Genomic DNA, 23,621 nt, shown 5'->3' with positions numbered 1-23,621 from the left:
ACGCTTTTTCTTTTATTAAATATTAAGCTTTATTTTTACACGTACACAAATCAACAATTACACATCAAAAATGAAATACACAAAATTACCAAATACAGATACAAAAGTTTCCAAAATTTGTTTAGGAACCATGACTTGGGGAAATCAAAATACAGAAGCAGAAGCACATGAACAAATGGATTATGCGCTTGAAAATGGTGTAAACTTTTTTGATGCTGCAGAATTATACCCTGTTCCGGCAAAGGCAGAAACGTATGGAGAAACAGAAAGAATTATTGGAAATTGGTTTCAAAAAACAGGTAATAGAAACAAAGTTGTTTTAGCTAGTAAAATTGCTGGCGGCGGCGATTATACAGCCCACATTAGAACTGGCGGATTCAATAAACAAAATATTACGGAAGCACTAGAAGGAAGTCTTATACGTTTAAAAACAGACTATTTAGATTTGTATCAATTACATTGGCCAGATCGTGGTGTAAATTGTTTTGGAGTAAGAGATTACCCTTTTAAAACATCTTCTAAAGAAGTAGAAAAACATTTAGAAATCTTAGAAACTTTGCAAGATCTTATCAAACAAGGAAAAATAAAACACATTGGCTTGTCTAATGAAACGCCTTGGGGCACCATGAAATATTTACAAACTTCAGCAGAGTTCAATTTGCCAAAACCAGTAACTATTCAGAATTCATATTCTTTAATTCATAGAGGTTATGAAGTGGGTTTAAGCGAAGTTTCTATGCGAGAAGAGATTGGTTTATTGGCATATTCTCCTCTGGCGCAAGGAGTTTTATCTGGTAAGTATTTAGATGGTAATTTACCTGATGGCGCAAGAGGAACGTTGTTTCCAAGGTTTATTGCTAGGTATAAAAATGAAGGATCAGAAAAAGCTGTGATAAAATATTTAGGAATTGCAAAAAAACATAATTTAACATTATCGCAAATGTCTCTGGCATTTATAAATCAGTTACCATTTGTAACTAGTAATATTATTGGAGCAACAAAAATGAGTCAGTTAAAAGGGAATATCGACTCCATTAATGTTCATTTATCCGATGAAATTATTGCTGAAATAAATGCAGTGCACGACTTAATTCCGAATCCGGCGCCATAGATTAGTCAGCAGTTTTTAATATTCAGTTGGCAGTGCAAAAAAAACCGAAGTAAAATAATTACTTCGGTTTTTTTATTTTAGAATTTTATAAACCTGTTCTTTACTAACCGTTTTATTTCTGTCTGCTTGTTCCATCAGAAATAACAATCATGCATCTTCTTTTTGCTCTAAAGTCAAATTTTCTAGTGTTACTTTATCCTTTAAAAATTCTTTATTATTTTTTCCCGTTACAGCTTTAAAACAAGTTTATCCTTCATTGAATCTTATAGTGATTCTAGACAAATCATTGTGTTAATTACTTTCTATGTTTAAATTTTCTTCGAGCTCTAATTACTTTATACCTTAAATCATCATAAAATAGACTTAATAACAAAATTATTGCTCCGAAAATAAGCGTGTTTAATTTTAAATCGAGTCTAGAATAAAGGTATCCGCCTATTATTCCTCCTAAAAAGAAAAAACAAATTATAAAAATTCTCAGTTTTATAGTGGCTTTAATTTTTTCTCTATGCGGATGCGTTTCTGGGAAAAACAATTGAGATAGTTCAATTCCTAAATCTGTAAATAACCCTGTTAAATGCGTTGTTCTAACAATTGCATTTGAAATTTTGGTTACAAAAGAGTTCTGCATTCCCATTGCAAAGAGAAGTAAACAAACGATTAAATTAGGATAATCTATATCTACAACATTACTGATAAGCGCAATTGACATTAAAATGAAACATTCAATTAATGTTGGTAAAACAAAAACGTTTAGCTTTCTATTTGCTCTGAACTTCTCGATTAAAAAACTTGACGAAAAAGAACCAAAGAGAAATGAAAAAATATAGAGAAAATAAATGGTTCCTTTCCAGAACTTAAAGTCTGCAACATCCGTGATAAATAAAGCAAAATGCCCTGTTACATTTGTTGCCAGTTGTTTAAAGGCTAAAAAACCGGTAACATTTACAATTCCGGCTACAAAAGACAAAACAGAAGCGATTCTTAAATTGTGTTTTAAAGTTCTACTTTTGCCTTGATGTCTAAACAATATGGTTTAATTTTTTTCAATATTTTAAAACGAGGAAATGAAGCTTTTAAGAAAAGTTAATGACTAACAGTATATAAAAACTTTCCAAGAATTTCACCACCATTATAGAATGATCCAATAATAAAAAGTACAAATAATAATGCAATACTTATATTTAAAAGCGTTTTTTCTTTGTGTGATAATGTTTGATATTTTAGAATCAATTTATCAATAAAAAAATCATTTTCTTTCACTTTCATACTTCTATATTAAATTTTAGTTACGTTATTATCCTTCAATTGATATTCTTCACCACTCTCTTTACAAGTCGCGAAACCTTTTTCATCAAATTTTAAACGATGTCCAAATTCGCTCACCCAACCAATTTGTTTCGACGGATTTCCAACAACCAACGCATACGGCAAAACCTCTTTTGTAACCACTGCACCAGCTCCAACAAAAGCAAATTTACCAATAGTATTACCACAAACAATCGTTGCATTTGCACCAATAGTTGCGCCTTTTTTTACCGTTGTTTTTAAATATTCATTTTTTCTGATAACCGCACTTCTAGGATTGATCACATTTGTAAAAACCATTGAGGGCCCTAAAAAAACATCGTCTTCACAAATAACACCAGTGTAAATAGAAACGTTGTTTTGCACTTTTACATTTTTACCCAAAATAACATCCGTAGAAATTACCACATTTTGTCCGAGATTGCAAGATTCTCCAATAACGCAATTGGACATAATATGACTAAAATGCCAAATTTTTGTGCCTTTACCAATCTTGCAATTAGCATCTATAATTGCTGTTTCATGTGCAAAATAATCCATACGAAATTTAATATTTTGAGTTACCATTTTCTTCTTTATTGCAAATTTCTTTTGCGGATGACGTTCCAATTCGATCAACTCCCAAAGAAATCATTTTTAAAGCTGTTCCGTAATCTCTAACTCCACCTGCAGCTTTTATTTGCAATGGTTTTGCATTTTCAGAAATTAGTTTCATGGTTTCAAAAGTCGCTCCATTTGGTTTGTTGTCTTCGGTTTTAAAAAAGCCGGTAGATGATTTTACGAACACTTTTTTAGCAGCATTTTCATCAAAATTTGTAAGTACAACTTCTTTTATCAACTGTGAAATTACAATAATTTCTTCTGATGTTAGGGCCGCAACTTCTATAATCCATTTTGCAACTTTGTTGTTTTCTAAACACAGTTTAGTGGCAGCAAAAACCTCTGCTTTAATCAAATTAATTTTTCCTTCTTTAAAAGCAGTATAATTTAAGACAAAATCAAGTTCATCGGCTTCTAAAGCAATTGCTTTTTTGGCTTCTTCTAACTTTTGTTCTTTGGATGAGTTTCCTTCTGGAAAGTCGATAACAGTTCCTATTAATACATCCGCATTTACTTTTAGAAGCATTTCTTTTGCTAAGGAAATGTATTTTGAACGAATCATCACTAATTTATAATGATACAAAATAGCTTCATCTATTAAGTCAACTACTTTTTGCTGATTCTCTTCTTCAGAAATATTTGCCTGTGATGCTGTTTTTAAATACGTAGCATCTAAAAATTGATTGATTTTCATAAATTCAAAAATACAAAATAATAAAAAACCCCAACTTAAAGTTGGGGTTAATTTTAATTTACTTGAAAAGAAATGGGCAACGTATATTTAACTTTTACAGGCTTGTCTCTTTGCTTTCCGGGAGTAAATTTGGGAAGCTTTTCAATTAATTGTAGCGTTTCGTTTTTTAACTTAAGGTGTGGTGCTCTAATTTTTATATCCACTACATTTCCTTGATTGTCAATAATAAACTGGGTCTGTATTTTATATTTCCCAGATTGCAAACCTATTTCACTTGCCAATTCTAAATTAAAATTACGCTGCACAAATTGCTTCATTTTCTTATCAAAACAGACTTTATTATCTTCTTTTGATAAACCTTCACATCCTCTAAAAACTGGTGCAAATTCGATGTTTATAAAAGGCACGGTTTCTATTGGATCTTCAACAAACTCTTTAATTTCAATTATATCATCAGGATTAATTTGTACAATAGTTTTTGTTGGTATATCAATGATGGATTCAATAATATCATTATTCCCCTTTTCAATTGGTTCATCAGGAATAAAAACAGCTGCAATTTTTGGTTTTGGAATATCTTTTACCTCCCTAGTGAATTGAATAATTTGATCTGGCTGAAAAACAACAATTTCTGGAGGATCGAAATCTAAAACTGCAAATTGCTTTTGCTCCGTTTTGTGCTCTAACGTTAGGTAAACGATAAAAAGCACTACTACAAGGCCTAGCTGTGTAAAAATGTTAGAGAATTTTTCTAATTGTTTGGTTGGTAATTTTTTTAAGTTTTTCATAATTAGAAAGTTTTTAAATGTTAAGACTTTGTTAAACCAAAGAACGTGCCATAAAAAAAACAGCACCAAAAAATTTGATGCTGTCCTAAATTTATATAGTATAATTTAAAAAATTATTTTACATGTTTTTCGGCTACTTTTTCTAATTCATCGTACCAATTCTGTCCAAATTTTCGAACCAAACCTTGTTTTACAAACTTATAAACAGGCACTTGAAGCTCTTTTCCTAAAGTACAGGCATCATCACAAATTTCCCATTTATCATAATTTACGGCAGAAAATTCACTGTAATCTTTAACTCTGATAGGATATAAATGACAAGAAACTGGTTTTTTCCAACCAATCTCTCCTTGATTATATGCTTCTTCAATTGCACAAAGCGCTGTCTTATTTTTATCAAAAATTACATACGCACAATCTGCACCATCTATTAAAGGTGTTTCTAATTCGCCGGATTCACTTGTAACCCAAGTGCCTACTTTTTCAATAACTTCTATACTTTTTTTTCGTAAAAAAGGTTTTATCTTCGGATAAATTTCTTCTAAAATTGTGGTTTCTTCTTTCTCTAAAGGTGCGCCGGCATCGCCATTAATACAGCAAGCACCTTTGCAGGCAGATAAATTACACACAAAATCTTTTTCAATAATATCCTCAGAAACAATTGTTTTTCCTAGTTGAAACATATTCGCAAAAATAAGATTATTTTTTTCTAATTTTTGACTAATTCGTAAAGTTAGTTGACTAATTTTACAAAAAATTAATTTTTTTTATTATGGACTTTAACTACAAAGAAATTCTAACTGCTTTTATGGTTTTGTTTGCAGTAATCGATATTATTGGAAACATACCAATTATTATAGATTTGCGTAAAAAAGTAGGACATATTCAATCTGAAAAAGCGTCTCTAATTTCTGGTTTAATAATGATCGTTTTCTTGTTTTTAGGACAAAGTTTATTAAAATTTATTGGCATTGATGTAAATTCTTTTGCAGTAGCAGGTTCTTTTATTCTGTTTTTTATTGCTTTAGAAATGATTTTAGGAATTACTTTATACAAAGATGATGCCAATCATGGAGCAGTAACTGCAACCGTTTTTCCTCTCGCTTTTCCTTTAATTGCTGGCCCAGGAAGTTTAACAACGTTACTTTCTTTACGAGCAGAATTTGCCGTACAAAATATTATAATCGCTGTAATTTTAAATGTTATCTTTTTATATATCGTTTTAAAAACTTCTTCTAAAATAGAACGTTTAATTGGTGTAACAGGTATACAAATTATACGTAAAGTATTTGGTGTGATTTTATTAGCTATTTCTGTAAAACTCTTTACTCAAAACATAAAAATGCTTTTTATCTAAATGATTTTTGATGCTCTAATTATTGGTGGTGGTGTTTCTGGAATGCAATGTGCGCTTGTTTTAGGTTCAGCTAAGAACAAACCTTTTGCTGCGGATAAAAAAATAGCAATTATTATGCATCAACGCACTTCTCATTTAGAAAATGCTTTATTTAATAATGTATTAGGTTTGCAACCAAAAACATTAGGAAAAGATATTTTAATAAGCGGAAAAGAGCATTTATCAAATTTATATCCTGCTGTTTCTCAAATTGAAAATGAGAAAGTTTTATCCGTAGAAGAAATTAATAGTAATTATATAGTAACAACTAATAAAACTACCTATCAATCAAAAATTGTAGTGCTGGCTTTAAACTATTCAAAACCCTTTTCAATAAAAGGTTTAGAGGCGTTTGTTATTCCGCATGAAAAAGCAAATCCAGATAAAGATAGAATTCAATTAAAAAATAAAAATCATTTTATACAACGCGGCTTATATTGTTGCGGAACTATTGCTGGCTGTAGAAGTCAATTTGCAATAGCTGCAGGAAGCGGGGCTAGTGTTGCAACAGATATTCTTACAATTTGGAACGATAATAATCCTACCAAAATTCACGACAAAGTATGGTAAAAATCATATTTTAAGCCTCTTCTAATTTTTAATTTTATTACGTCAAATGGAGTGGAGTTATATTCATTAAATAGCGCTCATTAAATACTTGGCGATTTATGTTTTTAAAAAACTTTTTCAAGAAATTAAGATGTTTAGAGAAAAAAACTAAAAAGAAGAGGTCAGTTTAATAGAGCTAAAAGAAAGTTCTTACTGAGAAACGTCATGTATTGTTACTGTAGTAGACCTATTGGAGGGTAAAGTAAATGAAACCAAAGGTGTTCATCATTACTATTGTCCATTATCAGAGATAACTTTTAACATGTTATCTACATCAGACGAAGAATGTGATATGAAAAAGTTTTTAAACATAGGTTCTATGGAAGAGTTCCAATGGAATTCAGTTTTGAACCTTTTAAAAGAACCTAATTCTTTAATCATCTCATTGAAATCTTCCATTGAAAATGATAATTTAGAATTCTCTCTATTAATAGAACAATCAGAACGACGAGTTTTAGATAGACTTAGTGAATTGAAGGACAATAAGGAGACCATTACAAATGGTTTAGTGGAAGTGGAAAAACAAAATCTGTTAAAAGGTTATAGTAGTCCTAACGTATATAAGTCTTTAAAAAACTCAATGAATGATGATTTCAGAAAGGTTTTTTTAGAAGTTGAACTCGTTAACTCATTGAGAAAAAGAATTGGAAGACAAACATCTTGATATAGTAACCTAACCTTATTGGATTCATATTTTAGATCTTATTCTGAATGGACTGTTGAGGGTAAAACAAAAGTTCTCAGAACAATTTTAAATCGAACAGTGGTTTCATATAACCACTCCGATCAGACTCATGAACTAAAAATACAAAGTTGAAAGTTTCCCTCGACAATTATGTCACAAATTCGGGTAAAATAAACAGTACTCCCGCAGTCCTAAAACCCGTCGAAATACCTTTAAAATGAAAGAAATCAACCTAGATATCTGCCGACTACTCCACCGTAACCGATTTTGCTAAATTTCTAGGTTGATCTACATTTCTTCCTAACATTACGGCGATATGATATGATAACAACTGAAAAGGAATTGTAGTTAATAATGGTGTTAATGCTTCTTCTGTATCAGGAATTTCAATAACATGATCTGCAATATCTCTAACCTGTGTATCACCTTTGGTTACAATAGCAATAATTTTTCCTGATCTCGCTTTTATTTCTTGAATATTACTTACAACTTTTTCATAATGCCCCCTGTTGGTAGCAATAACAAAAATTGGCATATTTTCATCAATTAAAGCAATTGGTCCATGTTTCATTTCTGCTGCAGGATATCCTTCTGCATGAATGTAAGAAATCTCTTTTAACTTTAAAGCACCTTCTAAAGCAACCGGAAAATTAAAACCTCTTCCTAGGTATAAACAGTTTTTCGCATCTTTATATACCGCTGCAATCGACTTTACATGGTCATCAATTTTCAACAATTGTTCAACCTGCTCTGGGATTAATTGCATCTTATCTAGATAGTTTTTAAAAACATCATCTGATAAAGATTTATTTGCTTGACCTAATTTTAAAGCAATTAAGGTTAACACGGTTATTTGTGTTGTAAACGCTTTGGTTGATGCTACTCCAATTTCTGGACCTGCATGCGTGTAAGCTCCTGAATGCGTTTCTCTGGCAATAGAAGAACCAACAACATTACAAACTCCGTAAACGAAAGCGCCTTTAGATTTTGCTAATTTAATAGCAGCGAGCGTATCTGCTGTTTCTCCAGATTGTGAAATTGCAATTACTACATCTTTGTCTGTTACAATAGGGTTTCTATATCTAAATTCTGATGCGTATTCTACTTCAACCGGAATCCTTGCTAAATCTTCAAAAAGATATTCTGCAACCAAACCAGCGTGCCAAGAAGTACCACAGGCAACTATAATAATTCTATTTGCATTTAAAAACCGATCAAGATTGTCCTCTATACTAGACATCTTAATCATATTTTTATCAGCTAATAATCTTCCTCTATACGTATCTGTAATTGCTTTTGGCTGTTCATGAATTTCTTTAAGCATAAAGTGATCATAACCGCCTTTTTCAATTTGATCTAAACTCATTTGAAGTTTTAGAATAATTGGATCTACTCTAGAATCATCATTAATTTTACGAACTTTTACTCCTTTACCAATTTTAATGATAGCCATTTCTTCATCTTCTAGATAAATAGCATCTTTTGTATACTCTACAAAAGGCGAAGCATCAGAGGCCACAAAAAACTCCTTATTGTCTTTACCTACTCCAATAGCAATAGGACTACCTAAGCGAGCAACCACTATTTCATCTGGTTTTGTTTTATCAAAAACAGCAATGGCATAAGCACCAACAACATTCGTTAAAGCTAATTGTACCGCTTTACCTAATTTACAACCTTCATTTTTCTTTACTTCTTCAATTAAATTTGCTAATACCTCTGTATCTGTGTCACTTTTAAAAGTATAACCTCTGCTTATTAATTCTTTTTTTATAGTATCATAGTTTTCTATAATTCCGTTATGAATAATAACTAAATCTCCAGATTGAGATAAATGCGGATGAGAATTTACATCATTAGGAACTCCATGAGTTGCCCAACGTGTATGCCCGATACCAATATTTCCTTTTTTTCTTTTTTCATCTTTATCCGTAATAAGCTCTAAATCCGATACCTTTCCTTTGGTTTTAGATAATTGCATTTGAGCACCATCATAGATCATTACCCCTGCACTATCATACCCTCTGTATTCTAATCTTTTTAAACCATTAATCACGATTGGATAAGCCTCTCTATAACCTATATAGGCCGATATTCCACACATAACATTTTTTTTTGGGTTGGTTAATTCAATTATATTAATTCTTTTTCTCTGAATAAGAAATTTTTAATATTGCTCTTTTATCTCCATTTAAAGCATCTTGATTTAAAAGTGTAATTACTTTTGGACTCCAATTGTAATTTGTAAAAAGAGTAGTAGAAATAGGATCATCCGATATATTATGAACTTTTAATTTTAAAATTGATGAAACAGTTTCTGCACCACTTAAAATATCAGAAATATAATCTGTTATTCTAAAAGTATATTTTTCTGCTTTTCCGCTTGCATCTCTTTCTAAAAAGCCTCCAAAATTAGGCTCTGAATAGGAGTCTTTTATTTGCGTTAGATTTTCACTTGTACTAGAATTATCTGCAGTTTTATACATATACAACCTGAAAGGTATCGCGGTTGTATCCGAAGATTGATTTATATAAAATGATAAAGACGCATCATTAATTAACCAATTTTTAGCTCTTAATTCCTCAATTTTATCAGCAATACCGTTATTATCTAAGTCTGGACCAAAAAGATCTATTGAGGCTTCACTTCCTGCTGTTCCTTGTAATTTTATTTCGTTGTTTACAGGATATGTTTTTTCGTCCATCTTATAAATAGCACTTCTAACTCCAGACAATAAAAAAGAATTATTTTTTCTAAATGTTTTAATTGTATCTCCTGATTGCGTATTGATAGCTGTATTGGTATAATAAACCTCTATAGATGGTCTTAAAGCCGCAACTAAATTAATGAAATTAAACGAAATTAACGAACCTTCACTTCCTGATGCCTCTAAAATAAGTCCTCGAAAATAATCGTTAAATGCATCTTGTGAATCAAAATCTGAAGAACCATATTTATCTAAAAATAGTTGCTTAAACTTGTCTTCATTTAAAGGAATTGCAGCAAATGGCAGAGGGACAACTGTTGATGTTGAAGCTGAATATTTTACGGTATCTCTTGTAACAAGTGTTTTATTGCTTGCCCATCTTTTGATGATCATTACCGTATCATGTGCACTCGGTTTAAACTCAAAATTAGACACAGCGTTTAATGCATCACCTTTTTTATCAAAAACATCATTAGAAAAGTAACTATTTAATTTAGAAGGATCTGCGGGGTTTAATCTACTTAAATAGGTGCTTGTCTGATATGCGTTAAATGTAAACGCCTTAGTTTGATCTCCCACAATAGAGTCTAAAGTATATTTTGGTCCTGTTGCTGTACTTTCAATTAAAGTAGCCTGATAAGGTAGTTTTATAAAAACAGTATCTATCGTTGTAATAATAGAGGTTGTACTTGTTTCATATTTTGCAATTGTATCAGCTTCAAGTAGGGTTAAACCTGCACTTATTGCTATTTGAGAAACCATTGAAGCCTCTAGTTTTTCATAATCTGCACTTTTATAAACCCCTAATAAATATTGCCCAGGCTCTCTAGTAATATTATCAGACTTTACTTTTTCCAGAATACTATTTTCTGCAGTAATTTCTATATTAAAGAAATTTGTACTAAATTTTGTATTACTTATAACATTCGATCCAATGTCTGTAAAATCTTCTTCACATGATATGGTTGCTAAAAAAAACCACAACAAAATACCTACATAAACACTCTTTATAATAACTTTTCTCACTTTATAAACAATTAATTAGCCGCTAATAATTCAGCGTAAAAATTTAAATAAGATTCCTTTAAATTCCCTGATTCATATTCTAAAACCGGTATTCCTTTTTGTTCTATAAAAGAACTCAATTCGTCCGAGATTATTTCACTTCCATGAATAATAGCATCAGAATTTTCTATCGCACTTTTTAAAATATTGGTATGGTTTGGTGTTTGTATTATTGCTAGCTTGTCAGATTCCGATAAATCAAACTTTACTTTTTCTGCCAAGTCTGCGCTTAATTCACCTTCAAAACCATTGTTGTATAAAGAAGTCACAATTTTACTTTCTGTAAACAGCGGCTCTTCTTTGTAAAAACTCCTTAGATATAACGGTAATAACGAGGCCATCCATCCATGAACATGAATAATATCTGGCGCCCAGTTTAATTTTTTTACAGTTTCTACAACTCCTTTCGCAAAGAAAATTGCACGTTCATCATTGTCTGAAAACATTTCATCGTCTTCATCCGTAAAAACAGCTTTTCTTTTAAAATATTCTTCGTTATCTATAAAATAAACTTGCATTCTCTCTTTTGGGATCGAAGCAACTTTAATTATCAAAGGCATGTCTATATCATTTACAACTAAGTTCATTCCAGATAAACGAATTACTTCATGTAATTGATGTCTTCGCTCATTAATTACACCATATCTAGGCATAAAAATACGAGTTTGAACCCCCTTAGAATGAGCGTTTTTTGCCGATATAAAAGCGGTAGAAGACAGCTCCGTTTCTGGTAAATAAGGAACCACTTCAGATGATACAAATAAAATTCTCTTGTCCTTCATTAATTCAAACTATTTTTATAAGATTGGCAAAAATACAAATTATTCTTCTAATATCGTGTTAAAATGGTAAGTTTGCATACATTTCCTAAAGTTCTAGAATGAAAATTTTCAAGTATAAAAACGAATTAAAAGTTTATTTACAAGACCTAAAAGCACAAAAAAAGACCATTGGTCTTGTACCAACAATGGGCGCTTTGCACAAAGGTCATTTATCTTTAATTAGTCAAGCCAAGAAAATAAACGATATTATTGTGGTTAGCATTTTTGTAAACCCCACTCAATTTGATAACAATGACGATTTAATAAAATATCCTAAAACCATAGAAAACGATATTAAATTATTAGAGAGTGTTTTTTGCGATGTGCTTTTTTATCCTTCTGTAAAAGAGATTTATAATGAAAAAATAGTTGCTGATACATTTGATTTTGATGGTTTAGAGCATAAAATGGAGGGTAAGTTTAGAGATGGCCATTTTAACGGTGTTGGCACAATCGTAAAAACGTTGTTCGAAATTGTAGCACCTCATAGAGCTTATTTCGGCCAAAAAGATTTTCAGCAATTGCAAATCATCAAAAAAATGGTGAAAAAACATCGCATTAATATAAAAATTAAAGGATGTTCTATTTTTAGAGAAGAAGATGGTTTAGCGATGAGTTCTAGAAACGCAAGACTTATAGAGCAACAAAGGGAAGCTGCGCCTTTTATCTACAAAACATTAAAAGAAGTACGTAAGAAATTTGGGGTAGAAAACCCTAATAACCTTACCCAATGGGTAGAAGATCAGTTTAAAAAATACCCTTTGTTTACATTAGAGTATTTTACAATTGCTGATGAAAAAACATTAGAAACCATAAAAAATAAGGAATCTGGCAAAAAATATCGTGCTTTTATTGCGATTTTTGTAGGCAAAATCAGATTGATTGATAACATCCGATTACATAATTTATAAACAAAAAAATAGTATTTTTGCAACATGCTAGTACAAGTAGTCAAATCTAAAATCCATCGTGTAAAAGTTACAGGTGCCGATTTAAATTATATAGGAAGCATTACCATTGACGAAGATTTAATGGATGCAGCCAATATTATAGAAGGTGAACGCGTTCAAATTGTAAATAACAATAATGGAAACCGTTTAGAAACCTATGCAATTCCAGGTCCAAGAAAAAGTGGCGAAATCACTTTAAATGGCGCTGCTTCCCGTTTAGTTGCTGTAGGCGATATTTTAATCTTAATTGTGTATGCTTTTATGGATTTCGAAGAAGCAAAGAAATTTAAACCTTCACTCGTTTTTCCAAACGAAAAAGACAACACTCTTACTTAAAGTATTGAACATTAAAAAAGTTTTAAAAATAGTATTACCTCTCATCTTGGGAGGTTTTTTAGTGTGGTATTCGCTCTCTAAAATTTCTATGGATGTGCTTATTGGATATTTTAAAGAAGCCAATTATAGTTGGATCTTCCTTGGATTATTCTTTGGTATTTTAAGCCATCTTTCTAGAGCGTATAGATGGAAATTTATGCTAGAACCATTAGGTTTTAAGCCAAAATTCGCAAACAATGTTTTGGCAGTTTTAGTTGGTTATTTAGTAAACTTAGCCTTGCCAAGAGCTGGCGAAGTCTCTAGAGCTTTAGTGCTAACAAATTACGAAAATGTTCCCTTTGAAAAAGGATTTGGCACCATTGTAGCAGAAAGAATTGCCGATTTAATTATGATGCTTAGCATTGTTTTAATTACACTTTTTGTACAGTTCGATTTTATTTACAATTTACTTACAAAGAATTTTAATCCAACGAAGATTATCATTGGTTTAGCCGTTTTAACTATTGGTTTCTATATTTTTTCATCCTTTGTAAAAAAAGCAAAATCAGGGTTTTTATTAAAAATAAAAACCTTTGTTTCTGGTCTAATAGAAGGTGTTACCAGCATTTTTAAAATGAAAAACAAATGGGCATTTATCTTTCATACCATTTTTATTTGGGTAATGTATGTTGCCATGTTCTGGGCAACAATCCCAGCAATTGATGGTTTAAATGTTCCTTTAGGCGGAATTTTAATTGGCTTTATTGCTGGCGGATTTTCTATTGCTGCAACAAATGGCGGCATCGGTTTATACCCAATTGCGGTTGCTGGTGCATTGGCTTTATTTGATATTCCTACAGAACCTGCAACTGCTTTTGGCTGGATTATGTGGACCGCACAAACTGCAATGATTATTATTTTTGGTGGTTTGGCATTTTTAGTGCTTCCTATTTACAATAAAAAATAATTTTTGGGCGTTCCCTAAAGGTCGCGCTTTACACTATATCTTTTTACAAAAAAGCAAAAAGGATGTCGTTTCAATCGCTAACGCACCTATTTACCAACTTTTAGAAAAGCTTTTAAACTTATTTCTTGCTTAAAAAAACTTTCTTTGATAAAAGCAATTGTATGAAACTATCAGAAAAAGAAAAGCTTTAGTAAAATGGATTTTAAAAACTAATGAAAATAGTCTAAATGAAGTAGAGGCTATGTCTAATATACATTATAAAAGCCAAAAAATGTCTTCGGATATTGTTGTGAACTCAGTAAATTCTGAATCTTTAACTAAAGAAATCATTAGTGTCCGATAAATAATTTTAAAAGCAGGATTTCCATAGTTGGATTTCCTGCTTTATTTATATCTTGATTTTTACCACAAAATTGAGATATGAACAAAAGTACACACTTTAGCGGAACACCAATAATTAAACAGATTTTAAAATATATACCACAAGCAGATATTACTCGGACAGCCAAAATCTATAACAGTGACCGCTACTACAAAAAGTTTAAAACCTACGACCATTTAGTCACGATGCTTTATGCCACAATGAGTGGAGTTTCCTCACTTAGAGAGTTGTCGACCGTTTTATTAGCTTGTGAAGGGCGTATCAGCCATTTAAATCTAAAACATTTCCCTAAGCGAAGTACATTGTCAGATGCTAACAAGAAAAGAACCAGTGAAGTCTTTGGAGCAATTTATTCAAAATTATACAAACGCTACGCTCCATTTTTATCGGACAGCAGTCCATTAAAATCTCCTGTAAAGAATTTAAAAATTGTAGATTCTACCACAATCAGCCTATTTAGTGATATTTTAAAAGGAGTTGGTCGTAATCCTATTACAGGTAAGAAAAAAGGAGGTATAAAGATGCACACAATGATAAATGCTTTGGAAGATGTACCTTGTCTGATACGTTTTAGCAGTGCTGCTACTCACGACCACACTTTTTTAAAAGAGTTAAATTTAGAGAAAGATTCTTTTGTCGTTTTTGATAAAGCATACAATGATTATCTCCAATATTTAGAGTGGACTTTAAATGATATTTACTTTGTAACTCGCCAAAAAGACAATGCTGTCTATAAAAGCATTAAAGAATTTGATTTAGCAGACAAAACAAGTGATGCAATACTAAAAGATGAACTTATATTGATAGAAAAAGACGATAAATCTATTCAAATAAGAAGAGTTGCTTATTGGGATGCTACAAAAGAAAAGGTATATGAGTTTATCACCAATAATGCAGAAATATCTCCAGACCAAGTAGCAGATATATACAAACACAGATGGCAGATTGAAACGATGTTTAAAAGACTCAAGCAGAACTTTCCCCTTAAATATTTTCTTGGAGATAATCAAAATGCAATAGAGATTCAGATATGGTCAGCATTAATCATTCAACTCATCATGCTTGTGATACAAAGAAAAATCAAACGAAAATGGGCATATTCAAATATGGTTTCTGTGATGAGATTTCATCTGATGACCTACATTGATCTGTTTAAATTTCTCGAAAACCCAAACAAACAATGGTGGGAACTCACATCAAAACCTCCAGATATACAACTGCAACTTTTTAAATAGACACCTTGCTAACTCAAAAAGAAAAATATAGAACGTGTTTACTGGGCTCAAAAATGGGTTTAATTAAAATTTGTAGTTTTATCGGACACTAATGTAAAGAAATATAAGTTCAAAAGTAAAGGAAGCTGAAAAAAGAATCAACGAAGGCCATTTTACAACTCATAAGAATTTATTAGAAAAAATACAATCTTAGTGCATTAAATTAATAATTAACATTTTTAAAAATCTGTGAAATCTATTTATTTTTAATAAAATAACTAAACTTTATTTTATGAGATTGTAGAAACTTGTAACTTTGTTACTTTCAAAATTTGTAAGTAAATAAATGTCAAAAACCAAAACAACTTTTTTCTGTCAAAATTGTGGAACTCAACATGCAAAATGGGTTGGGCAATGTGGCGCCTGTAAAGAATGGAATACCATTGTAGAAGAAATAATTCACAAAGAAGAAAAACGTGTTTGGAAACAATCTACCACAGCAAAACAAAGGGTAAATAAACCTTTAAAAATTGCTGATATTCAATTAAATCCTGAAGAACGAGTTGTTACGAATAACAACGAATTAGATACGGTTTTAGGTGGCGGATTGGTAAAAGGTTCTGTTACACTTTTAGGCGGTGAACCGGGAATTGGTAAATCAACCTTATTATTACAAGTTGCTTTAAACATCCGTCAAAAAGTATTGTATGTTTCTGGTGAAGAGAGTCAGTCTCAAATAAAAATGAGAGCAGAAAGATTAGAAGGGAAAAACTCTAATTGCTTAATTTTAACAGAAACGAATACGCAACAAATTTTTAAAAACATAGAAGAAACAGCACCGGAAGTTTTGGTTATAGATTCCATTCAAACATTGCACACAAGTGCTATTGAAGCTTCTCCTGGTAGTATTTCTCAAATTAGAGAAACGGCTGCAGAATTGATAAAATTTGCCAAAGAAACGGCTACTCCGGTTTTATTAATTGGTCACATCAACAAAGATGGAAACATTGCCGGTCCAAAAATCTTAGAACATATGGTTGATGTTGTTTTACAATTTGAAGGCGACAGAAATCATACATACCGAATTTTAAGATCTCAAAAAAACAGGTTTGGCTCTACATCAGAATTAGGAATTTACGAAATGCTATCAAACGGATTAAGAGAAATTTCAAATCCGTCAGAAATATTGATTTCTAAAAAAGATGCAGATTTAAGTGGAACAGCAATTGCATCCACTTTAGAAGGAATCCGTCCTTTAATGATAGAAATTCAAGCGTTAGTTTCTACCGCAGTTTACGGAACTCCACAACGCTCTACAACAGGTTATAACTTAAAACGTTTACACATGATTTTAGCTGTTCTTGAAAAAAGAGCAGGTTTTAAATTGGGCGCAAAAGATGTGTTTTTAAATATTACTGGGGGTATAAATGTAGACGACCCTGCAATTGATTTAGCGGTTGTTGCTGCAATTTTATCATCCAATGAAGATATTGCCATCAATCCAAATGTATGTTTTGCAGCAGAAGTTGGTTTGGCAGGAGAAATTAGACCCGTTTCTAAAATTGACCAACGAATTTTAGAAGCAGAAAAATTGGGTTACAAAACGTTTGTTGCATCAAAATACAATAAAATAACCTCAAAAAAACACACTATAAACCTGATTTTAGTTGGTAAAATAGAAGAAGCTTTTGCTACTTTATTTGCTTAGTTTACAATTTTATAAGAAACTACTTGAATACTATTTTTGGTAAAAAATAACAGATATAGAAAAGCAAGAAATTACTAATTTCTTGCTTTTCTATATCTGTTTTAAGATTTTATACTTAAATTACAATAAACTTTCCGTTCATAGCTATATAATGTCCAGGAAAAGTACAAATAAATCTGTATGTTCCAACTTCTGGAGCATCAAACTCTATTGTTGTTTCTTCACCTCCACCAATTAATTTGGTATATGCAATAACATCTTGTGTATTTTCTGGTATATATCCATTTGAGACTGCGTTTGCTGCTTCTTTACCAAATGAAGACATGCTAACTCCTTTTTTGAGTAAAACAAAATTGTGTCCCATTACTTTTTTATCCATTTTGCCAGTATGTTTAAAAGTAATTTTCACTTTTTTACTTCCTTCAACCTTTAATATTTCTTTGCTATATACAGATGCGTCACTAGAAGTCAACAAAATATTGTTAGATGCCTCAATATCGCTGTACAAATCGACTTCTGGTTTTGTTTTTTTTGGGGTTTTTATTTCTTTTTTAGGAGTTGATTCTTCCTTTTTTTTATCTGTTCCTCCACAACTTGTGAGAGCAAATAAAAAGATAAATAAAACTGATAGTTTAAATAATTTCATGTTTTTTTTGTTTAACGTTTATGATTTTTTCTTAAACAAAGATAAGAAATATTTAGGAAGCCAAATAAACTAAAATCATAAAATTAAATTAAAAATATTCTGGATCAAGTCCAAAAGTTGTGGTATTTAGAATTTATGCATAAATATTTGAGAGTCTAAAAAGGAAGAATTCTTTATTTCTAACAACCTAAACTGAACTCTAAACGCTTTAATTTTTAGATGATTCATCCTAATAATTTAACTATTATTAATAGGTTAAAATAGTTTACAAGAAGTTCTGGTAATAATAATTTAACTACATCTATTCAACCCTCCAAATCTTAAATATTTTAAATATCAAAGTTTAGCTTTTAAATTTTACTCCGCAACTTTTGGTATTGATCCCTAACTATTTGAAAATTATTTTAAACGGTATTACCCAATGTATGTTTTGCAGCAGAAGTTGGTTTGGCAGGTGAAACTAGACCCGTTTCTAAAATTGACTAACGAATTTTAGAAGCAGAAAAATTGGGTTACAAAACGTTTGTTGCACCAAAATAAAATAACCTCAAAAAAACACACTATAAACCATATTTTAGTTGGTAAAATAGAAGAAGCTTTTGCTACTTTATTTGCTTAGCTTTTTGCATTTAACAACCTTGTCAAAATCATAGAATGTTCTTTCTGTGAAATATATAAATTACAAAAAATTATTATTTTGTAACCTTTAAAACATCCGCAATAATGCGTTCTAATTCTGGTTTTGGTAAAGCGCCGTTTGCCATTTGTGGCTGCCCTTCTGCATGACAAAATAACATAGAAGGGATACTTCTAATTCCGAATGCCGCAGCCAATTCTTGCTCAGCTTCTGTATCTATTTTATAAACATCAATTTTGTCTCCGTATTCTTCTGAAAGTTGTTCTAAAATTGGCGCTAAAGCTTTACATGGTCCACACCACTCTGCATAAAAGTCTATTACTGCAGGTCTTTCTCCTTCAAATTTCCACTCTTTATTTTTTTCAAAATTGAATACTTTTTCTAAAAATGTTGCTTTTGTTAAATTTTCTGTCATTGTACTGTTTTAGTTCACGTTTAAAAGTGATGATACATTTTTTTTAATGATTCTTGTTAGAAAATATATAAATTAATTTTTAGCTTTTAAGAACTTAACGAATTAATGAGAAGTGTGATCTAAAAACTCTAGGGATATTTTCTGTATCAATATATTCAATTGTAAACCAATAATCATTAGACGGCATTTTTTTACCATTATATAAACCGTCCCAGCCAGGGCTAGTAGGTTTATAAATAGTTATAATTTTGCCATACCTATCATAAATAGTTATTTGGGCTTCTGGTTGCACTTCTAAGCCTTTAATATTCCAAATATCATTGAAACCATCATTATTAGGTGTAAAAAAAACAGGATGATTTATTACTTGAACAGAAGTCGCCGGTTGATTATTGCAGGCTGTCTTCTCACGAACGAAAACTATATAAAAATAATCTGTTATATCATTAAAAATAGGGCTGTCTTGCCAAGGTCCATTTTCTAATTTATACTCATAAGGAGCAGTACCTCCTGAAGCAATTACCTCTATTGATTGATTATCATCAAAAGAAGAAGGAACCAGATTTACTTTAACTCTAATACTATTTATGGAATTTACAATATTATTAACAACAATTTCTAGTGTCATTAAATCAGCACAGGTCTCTGACGTATCTGGTGTAAAAGTATAGGTGGTGGTTAGCGTATTGTCCATCGCTGGTGACCAGGTTCCTGTAATATTGTTTTCCGATTTAGTGGGTAATGGATCTAAGCTTCCCCATTACAAATAGCAGCTACTTGAGCGAATATTGGAGTAATCAATGGATTCACCGTGATGGTCATCGTTTCAGTGACTGCACAAGCTTGACCCGGTTGTGTGGTGTCTGGTGAAAAAGTATAGGTCGTGGTTAGCGTATTGTCCATTGCTGGTGACCAGGTTCCTATTACGTTGTTGTTCGATGTGGTGGGTAATGCTATTAAAGTTTCCCCATTACAAATAGCAGCTACTTGAGTGAAAGTTGCTGTAATTAGTGAATTCACCGTGATGGTCATCGTTTCAGTGACTGCACAAGCTTGAGCCGGTTGTGTAGTGTCTGGTGAAAAAGTATAGGTAGTGGTTAGCGTATTGTCCATTACTGGTGACCAGGTTCCTGTAATATTGTTGTCCGATGAAGTGGGTAATGCATCTAAAGTTTCCCCATTACAAATAGCAGCTACTTGAGCGAATATTGGAGTAATTGGATTCACCGTGATGGTCATCGTTTCAGTGACTGCACAAGCTTGACCCGGTTGTGTGGTGTCTGGGGTAAAAGTATATATCGTAGTTGCAGTATTGTCCATCGCGGGTGACCAAGTTCCTATTACGTTGTTGTTCGATGTAGTGGGTAATGCTGCTAAAACATCTCCATTACAAATAGCAGCTACTTGAGTGAAGGTTGGTGTAATTAATGGATTCACCGAGATCTCCATCGTTTGATTGACCGCACAAGCTTGACCCGGTTGTGTGGTGTCTGGTAAAAAAGTATAAGTAGTGGTTAGCGTATTGTCCATAGCTGGTGACCAGGTTCCTATTACGTTGTTGTTCGATGTGGTGGGTAATGCTATTAAAGTTTCCCCATTACAAATAGGGTCTACTTTAGTGAATGTTGGTGTAATTAGTGGATTCACCGTGATTGTCATGGTTTCATTGACCGCACAGGTCTCTAACGCATCTGGTGAAAAAGTATAGGTGGTGGTTAGCATATTGTCCATAGCTGGTGACCAGGTTCCTGTTACTCCGTTATTCGATGTAGGCGGCAATACTGCTAAGCTTTCCCCATTACAAATAGCAGCTACTTGAGTGAAGGTTGGTGTAATCAATGGATTCACTGTGATTGTCATGGTTTCATTGACCGCACACGTCTCTGACCCATCTGGTGAAAAAGTATAGGTGGTGGTCAGCGTATTGTCCATAGCTGGTGACCAGGTTCCTGTTACTCCGTTATTCGATGTAGTCGGCAATACTGTTAAGCTTTCCCCATTACAAATAGCAGCTACTTGAGTGAATGTTGGAGTAATTAGTGGATTCACCGTGATCTCCATCGTTTCATTGACCGCACAAGCTTGACCCGGTTGTGTGGTGTCTGGTGAAAAAGTATAGGTGCTTGTTAGTGTATTGTTGATCGCTGGTGACCAAGTTCCTATTACGTTGTTGTTCGATGTAGTGGGTAATGCTGCTAAAACATCTCCGTTACAAATAGCAACTACTTGAGTGAAGGTTGGAGTAATCAATGGATTCACCTTGATGGTCATCGTTTGATTGATCGCACAGGTCTCTGATGCGTTTGGAGTAAAAGTATATATTGTAGTTGCAGTATTGTCCATTACAGGTGACCAAGTTCCTGTAATGTTGTTATTCGATGTAGTCGGCAATGCTGTTAAAGTTTCCCCATTACAAATGGGGTCTACTCTAGTGAATGTTGGCGTAATTAGTGGATTCACCGTGATTGTCATCGTTTCATTGACCGCACAAGCTTGACCCGTTTGTGTGGTGTCTGGAGTAAAGGTATATATCGTAGTTGCAGTATTATCCATCGCTGGTGACCAGGTTCCTGTTACTCCGTTATTCGATGTAGTCGGCAATACTGTTAAGCTTTCCCCATTACAAATAGCAGCTACTTGAGTGAATGTTGGAGTAATTAGTGGATTCACCGTGATCTCCATCGTTTGATTAACCACACAAGCTTGACCCGGTTGTGTGGTGTCTGGTGAAAAAGTATAGGTGGTGGTTAGTGTATTGTTGATCGCTGGTGACCAGGTTCCTATTACGTTGTTGTTCGATGTAGTGGGTAATGCTGCTAAAACATCTCCGTTACAAATAGCAACTACTTGAGTGAAGGTTGGAGTAATCAATGGATTCACCGTGATGGTCATCGTTTCAGTGACTGCACAAGCTTGAGCCGGTTGTGTGGTGTCTGGTGAAAAAGTATAGGTAGTGGTTAGCGTATTGTCCATTGCTGGTGACCAGGTTCCTGTGATATTGTTGTTCGATGAAGTGGGTAATGCATCTAAAGTTCCCCATTACAAATAGCAGCTACTTGTGTGAAAGTTGGAGTAATCAGTGGATTCACCGTGATGGTCATCGTTTCAGTGACTGCACAAGCTTGACCCGGTTGTGTGGTGTCTGGGGTGAAAATATAGGTAGTGGTTAGCGTGTTGTCCATTGCTGGTGACCAGGTTCCTGTGATATTGTTGTTCGATGAAGTGGGTAATGCATCTAAAGTTCCCCCATTACAAATAGCAGCTACTTGAGTGAAAGTTGGAGTAATCAATGGATTCACCGTGATGGTCATCGTTTCATTGACCGCACAGGTCTCTGACGCATCTGGTGTAAAAGTATAGGTGGTGGTTAGCGTATTGTCCATTGCTGGTGACCAGGCTCCTGTAATATTGTTGTCCGATGTAGTGGATAATGCATCTAAAGTTTCCCCATTACAAATAGCAGCTACTTGAGTGAAGGTTGGAGTAATCGATGGATTCACGGTAATATTAGTGCTTTGAGAACAACCGAAACCTGAAGCATTGAAATGAGAATAAGTTGCGGTTACAGCAGTTCCGCCTAAACCTGACGGATTGAAACTTGCTGTTCCGTCACCATTATCACTTATACCACTGCCAGTCCAAGTACCAAAACTATTAGTTGGGGTACCTGTAAGTGTAATACTACTACTACTTTCGCATAATGGATCATACGAACCAGTCTCAATATTTGGATAGTCAAAAGAAAAACAAGCATTATCAAAATTAGAGGTGTTACTCATACTGATTTGAAACCTATACCTGCCTTTTGGTAATACAGCATCCCCAGAAGCTAAATACCACATTTCAGCAAAAGATGGCATATTTAACTGGTTTGAACTAGCAACAATTTCAGTGGTATTATCGCTATTAACGCGTACTATATCAATTCTTCCTGTGGAAGTCTGGCCATCACGAACGGAAAAATAACCAGAAAAGAATACTTTTGTATTGCACTGAAAGTCAAATTCTTGATAAAAATCCGCTTCCCCTCCTGCAATATCTAAATATTGAGAGCCCTCCTGTGCATTTCTTGGGCCACCAGCAGATACAACTCAATCGCATCTTACAATATTTGGATCAAATCCTTCTCCATACCAACCATTTATCTCTGGCCATTTCAAAATATTATTTCCAGCATAAGATTGTTCAGGCACTTCAAAGGAGGGGTTAACTAGTTGATTTCCTGAAGCTCCTTCACAAGCTGTTTGTGGCAGTAAATTTGAATTTACTTGCTTCATTGTTTCAATTGTTGGAAATAACCCAACCGTTGGTTTAAGCTTGATTGATGTAATAGTTGTATCTAATGTTGAATACGAAGTTTCCGTAACTCCATAATTAAATTTTGTTGTTGATGCACTTAAAGGCTCTACAGATTTAAAATGGGGAGTAGTTATTTTTTCGGATGCTGAATAGAAAAGTTCTTGAGTTTTAGAATGCGTTGTAAAAAGCAACACCACACAAGCCCAGTACAAGTTATTTTTACTTAATAATATTTTCATAATTATACAATAGCCTCAAGTTATTCATTGTTAATTTTTTTTGACTATAAACAAGGACAGCCTT

24 protein-coding genes and 1 pseudogene are annotated in these 23,621 nt (G+C 32.7%); 10 read left to right on the top strand and 15 right to left on the bottom strand.

The window, feature by feature from the left end; translation table 11 throughout:
- Nucleotides 1–70 precede the first annotated feature (70 nt).
- A complete protein-coding gene (locus BST83_RS17460) occupies nt 71–1,111 on the top strand; it encodes an NADP(H)-dependent aldo-keto reductase (protein ID WP_104811040.1) in 1,041 nt (346 codons plus the stop codon).
- Nucleotides 1,112–1,406: 295 nt separating this feature from the next.
- Here the strand turns inward: BST83_RS17460 and BST83_RS17455 are convergent, their stop codons facing one another.
- The 6 genes from BST83_RS17455 to BST83_RS17430 all read right to left on the bottom strand — a co-directional run bounded on the left by BST83_RS17455 (nt 1,407) and on the right by BST83_RS17430 (nt 5,184).
- Complete coding sequence (locus BST83_RS17455; RefSeq protein WP_104811039.1) at nt 1,407–2,141, bottom strand: YoaK family protein; 735 nt, start codon at nt 2,139–2,141, stop codon at nt 1,407–1,409.
- A 56-nt stretch (nt 2,142–2,197) separates the two neighbouring features.
- Entirely contained in the window at nt 2,198–2,380 is a 183-nt protein-coding gene (locus BST83_RS17450; RefSeq protein ID WP_104811038.1) for a hypothetical protein, read from the bottom strand.
- A gap of 9 nt (nt 2,381–2,389) precedes the next feature.
- Nucleotides 2,390–2,959 (bottom strand): acyltransferase, encoded by a 570-nt coding sequence (locus BST83_RS17445; RefSeq protein ID WP_104811351.1) that lies wholly within the window; start codon nt 2,957–2,959, stop codon nt 2,390–2,392.
- Between the two features lie 7 nt (nt 2,960–2,966).
- Complete coding sequence (deoC, locus tag BST83_RS17440) at nt 2,967–3,713, bottom strand: deoxyribose-phosphate aldolase (RefSeq protein WP_104811037.1); 747 nt, start codon at nt 3,711–3,713, stop codon at nt 2,967–2,969.
- A gap of 53 nt (nt 3,714–3,766) precedes the next feature.
- A complete protein-coding gene (locus BST83_RS17435) occupies nt 3,767–4,501 on the bottom strand; it encodes an energy transducer TonB (protein WP_104811036.1) in 735 nt (244 codons plus the stop codon).
- Between the two features lie 113 nt (nt 4,502–4,614).
- Nucleotides 4,615–5,184, bottom strand: a complete 570-nt coding sequence (locus BST83_RS17430; protein WP_104811035.1) for a DUF3109 family protein — start codon at nt 5,182–5,184, stop codon at nt 4,615–4,617.
- Nucleotides 5,185–5,273: 89 nt separating this feature from the next.
- On the opposite strand from BST83_RS17430, the gene BST83_RS17425 reads away from it, so the two are divergent.
- The 3 genes from BST83_RS17425 to BST83_RS17415 all read left to right on the top strand — a co-directional run bounded on the left by BST83_RS17425 (nt 5,274) and on the right by BST83_RS17415 (nt 7,170).
- On the top strand, nt 5,274–5,858 hold the full coding sequence (locus BST83_RS17425; RefSeq protein WP_104811034.1) for a MarC family protein: 585 nt from the start codon (nt 5,274–5,276) through the stop codon (nt 5,856–5,858).
- Entirely contained in the window at nt 5,859–6,467 is a 609-nt protein-coding gene (locus BST83_RS17420; protein ID WP_104811033.1) for an FAD-dependent oxidoreductase, read from the top strand.
- Between the two features lie 229 nt (nt 6,468–6,696).
- Entirely contained in the window at nt 6,697–7,170 is a 474-nt protein-coding gene (locus BST83_RS17415) for a hypothetical protein (RefSeq protein WP_104811032.1), read from the top strand.
- 268 nt (nt 7,171–7,438) lie between these two features.
- Here BST83_RS17415 and glmS read toward each other — a convergent pair whose 3' ends face one another.
- Genes glmS through BST83_RS17400 form a run of 3 tightly spaced genes read right to left on the bottom strand, consistent with a single transcriptional unit; the run spans nt 7,439 to nt 11,746 of the window.
- Complete coding sequence (glmS, locus tag BST83_RS17410) at nt 7,439–9,295, bottom strand: glutamine--fructose-6-phosphate transaminase (isomerizing) (RefSeq protein ID WP_104811031.1); 1,857 nt, start codon at nt 9,293–9,295, stop codon at nt 7,439–7,441.
- A 34-nt stretch (nt 9,296–9,329) separates the two neighbouring features.
- A complete protein-coding gene (locus BST83_RS17405) occupies nt 9,330–10,925 on the bottom strand; it encodes a DUF4270 domain-containing protein (protein ID WP_104811030.1) in 1,596 nt (531 codons plus the stop codon).
- 11 nt (nt 10,926–10,936) lie between these two features.
- Nucleotides 10,937–11,746, bottom strand: coding sequence for a glycogen/starch synthase (locus tag BST83_RS17400; RefSeq protein WP_104811029.1), 810 nt, complete (start codon nt 11,744–11,746; stop codon nt 10,937–10,939).
- A gap of 98 nt (nt 11,747–11,844) precedes the next feature.
- On the opposite strand from BST83_RS17400, the gene panC reads away from it, so the two are divergent.
- The 5 genes from panC to radA all read left to right on the top strand — a co-directional run bounded on the left by panC (nt 11,845) and on the right by radA (nt 17,321).
- Entirely contained in the window at nt 11,845–12,696 is an 852-nt protein-coding gene (gene panC / locus BST83_RS17395) for a pantoate--beta-alanine ligase (RefSeq protein ID WP_104811028.1), read from the top strand.
- A 24-nt stretch (nt 12,697–12,720) separates the two neighbouring features.
- The gene (panD, locus tag BST83_RS17390; protein ID WP_104811027.1) at nt 12,721–13,071 is read left to right on the top strand and encodes an aspartate 1-decarboxylase; all 351 of its coding nucleotides are present in this window, start codon (nt 12,721–12,723) and stop codon (nt 13,069–13,071) included.
- A 4-nt stretch (nt 13,072–13,075) separates the two neighbouring features.
- Nucleotides 13,076–14,017 carry a lysylphosphatidylglycerol synthase transmembrane domain-containing protein gene (locus tag BST83_RS17385; RefSeq protein ID WP_104811026.1) on the top strand — a complete coding sequence of 314 codons (942 nt, stop codon included), beginning with the start codon at nt 13,076–13,078 and terminating at the stop codon, nt 14,015–14,017.
- Between the two features lie 420 nt (nt 14,018–14,437).
- Nucleotides 14,438–15,634: an IS4 family transposase gene (locus tag BST83_RS17375; protein WP_104808119.1), complete on the top strand. Its 1,197-nt coding sequence runs from the start codon at nt 14,438–14,440 to the stop codon at nt 15,632–15,634.
- Between the two features lie 325 nt (nt 15,635–15,959).
- Nucleotides 15,960–17,321: a DNA repair protein RadA gene (radA, locus tag BST83_RS17370; RefSeq protein ID WP_104811024.1), complete on the top strand. Its 1,362-nt coding sequence runs from the start codon at nt 15,960–15,962 to the stop codon at nt 17,319–17,321.
- Between the two features lie 115 nt (nt 17,322–17,436).
- On the opposite strand, the gene BST83_RS17365 is transcribed toward radA, so the two are convergent.
- Nucleotides 17,437–17,967, bottom strand: coding sequence for a plastocyanin/azurin family copper-binding protein (locus BST83_RS17365; RefSeq protein ID WP_104811023.1), 531 nt, complete (start codon nt 17,965–17,967; stop codon nt 17,437–17,439).
- A gap of 417 nt (nt 17,968–18,384) precedes the next feature.
- On the opposite strand from BST83_RS17365, the pseudogene BST83_RS20895 reads away from it, so the two are divergent.
- Nucleotides 18,385–18,586: pseudogene (locus BST83_RS20895) on the top strand (DNA repair protein RadA); the annotation flags it as partial.
- A 73-nt stretch (nt 18,587–18,659) separates the two neighbouring features.
- Here BST83_RS20895 and trxA read toward each other — a convergent pair.
- The 5 genes from trxA to BST83_RS17335 form a co-directional block, all read right to left on the bottom strand.
- Nucleotides 18,660–19,019, bottom strand: coding sequence for a thioredoxin (gene trxA / locus BST83_RS17355; RefSeq protein WP_104811022.1), 360 nt, complete (start codon nt 19,017–19,019; stop codon nt 18,660–18,662).
- Nucleotides 19,020–19,113: 94 nt separating this feature from the next.
- Complete coding sequence (locus BST83_RS17350; protein ID WP_104811021.1) at nt 19,114–19,713, bottom strand: T9SS type B sorting domain-containing protein; 600 nt, start codon at nt 19,711–19,713, stop codon at nt 19,114–19,116.
- Nucleotides 19,714–19,766: 53 nt separating this feature from the next.
- Complete coding sequence (locus BST83_RS19980; RefSeq protein WP_170062816.1) at nt 19,767–21,911, bottom strand: hypothetical protein; 2,145 nt, start codon at nt 21,909–21,911, stop codon at nt 19,767–19,769.
- A gap of 134 nt (nt 21,912–22,045) precedes the next feature.
- The gene (locus BST83_RS19680; RefSeq protein WP_146092200.1) at nt 22,046–22,879 is read right to left on the bottom strand and encodes a hypothetical protein; all 834 of its coding nucleotides are present in this window, start codon (nt 22,877–22,879) and stop codon (nt 22,046–22,048) included.
- Between the two features lie 231 nt (nt 22,880–23,110).
- On the bottom strand, nt 23,111–23,557 hold the full coding sequence (locus BST83_RS17335) for a hypothetical protein (RefSeq protein WP_104811018.1): 447 nt from the start codon (nt 23,555–23,557) through the stop codon (nt 23,111–23,113).
- Nucleotides 23,558–23,621 lie beyond the last annotated feature (64 nt).

The sequence above is a fragment of the Polaribacter filamentus genome, from assembly GCF_002943715.1.
Classification (GTDB): Bacteria; Bacteroidota; Bacteroidia; order Flavobacteriales; family Flavobacteriaceae; genus Polaribacter; species Polaribacter filamentus.
Note: the sequence above shows the minus strand (reverse complement) of the source record. Positions and strands in the feature narration are given on the sequence as shown.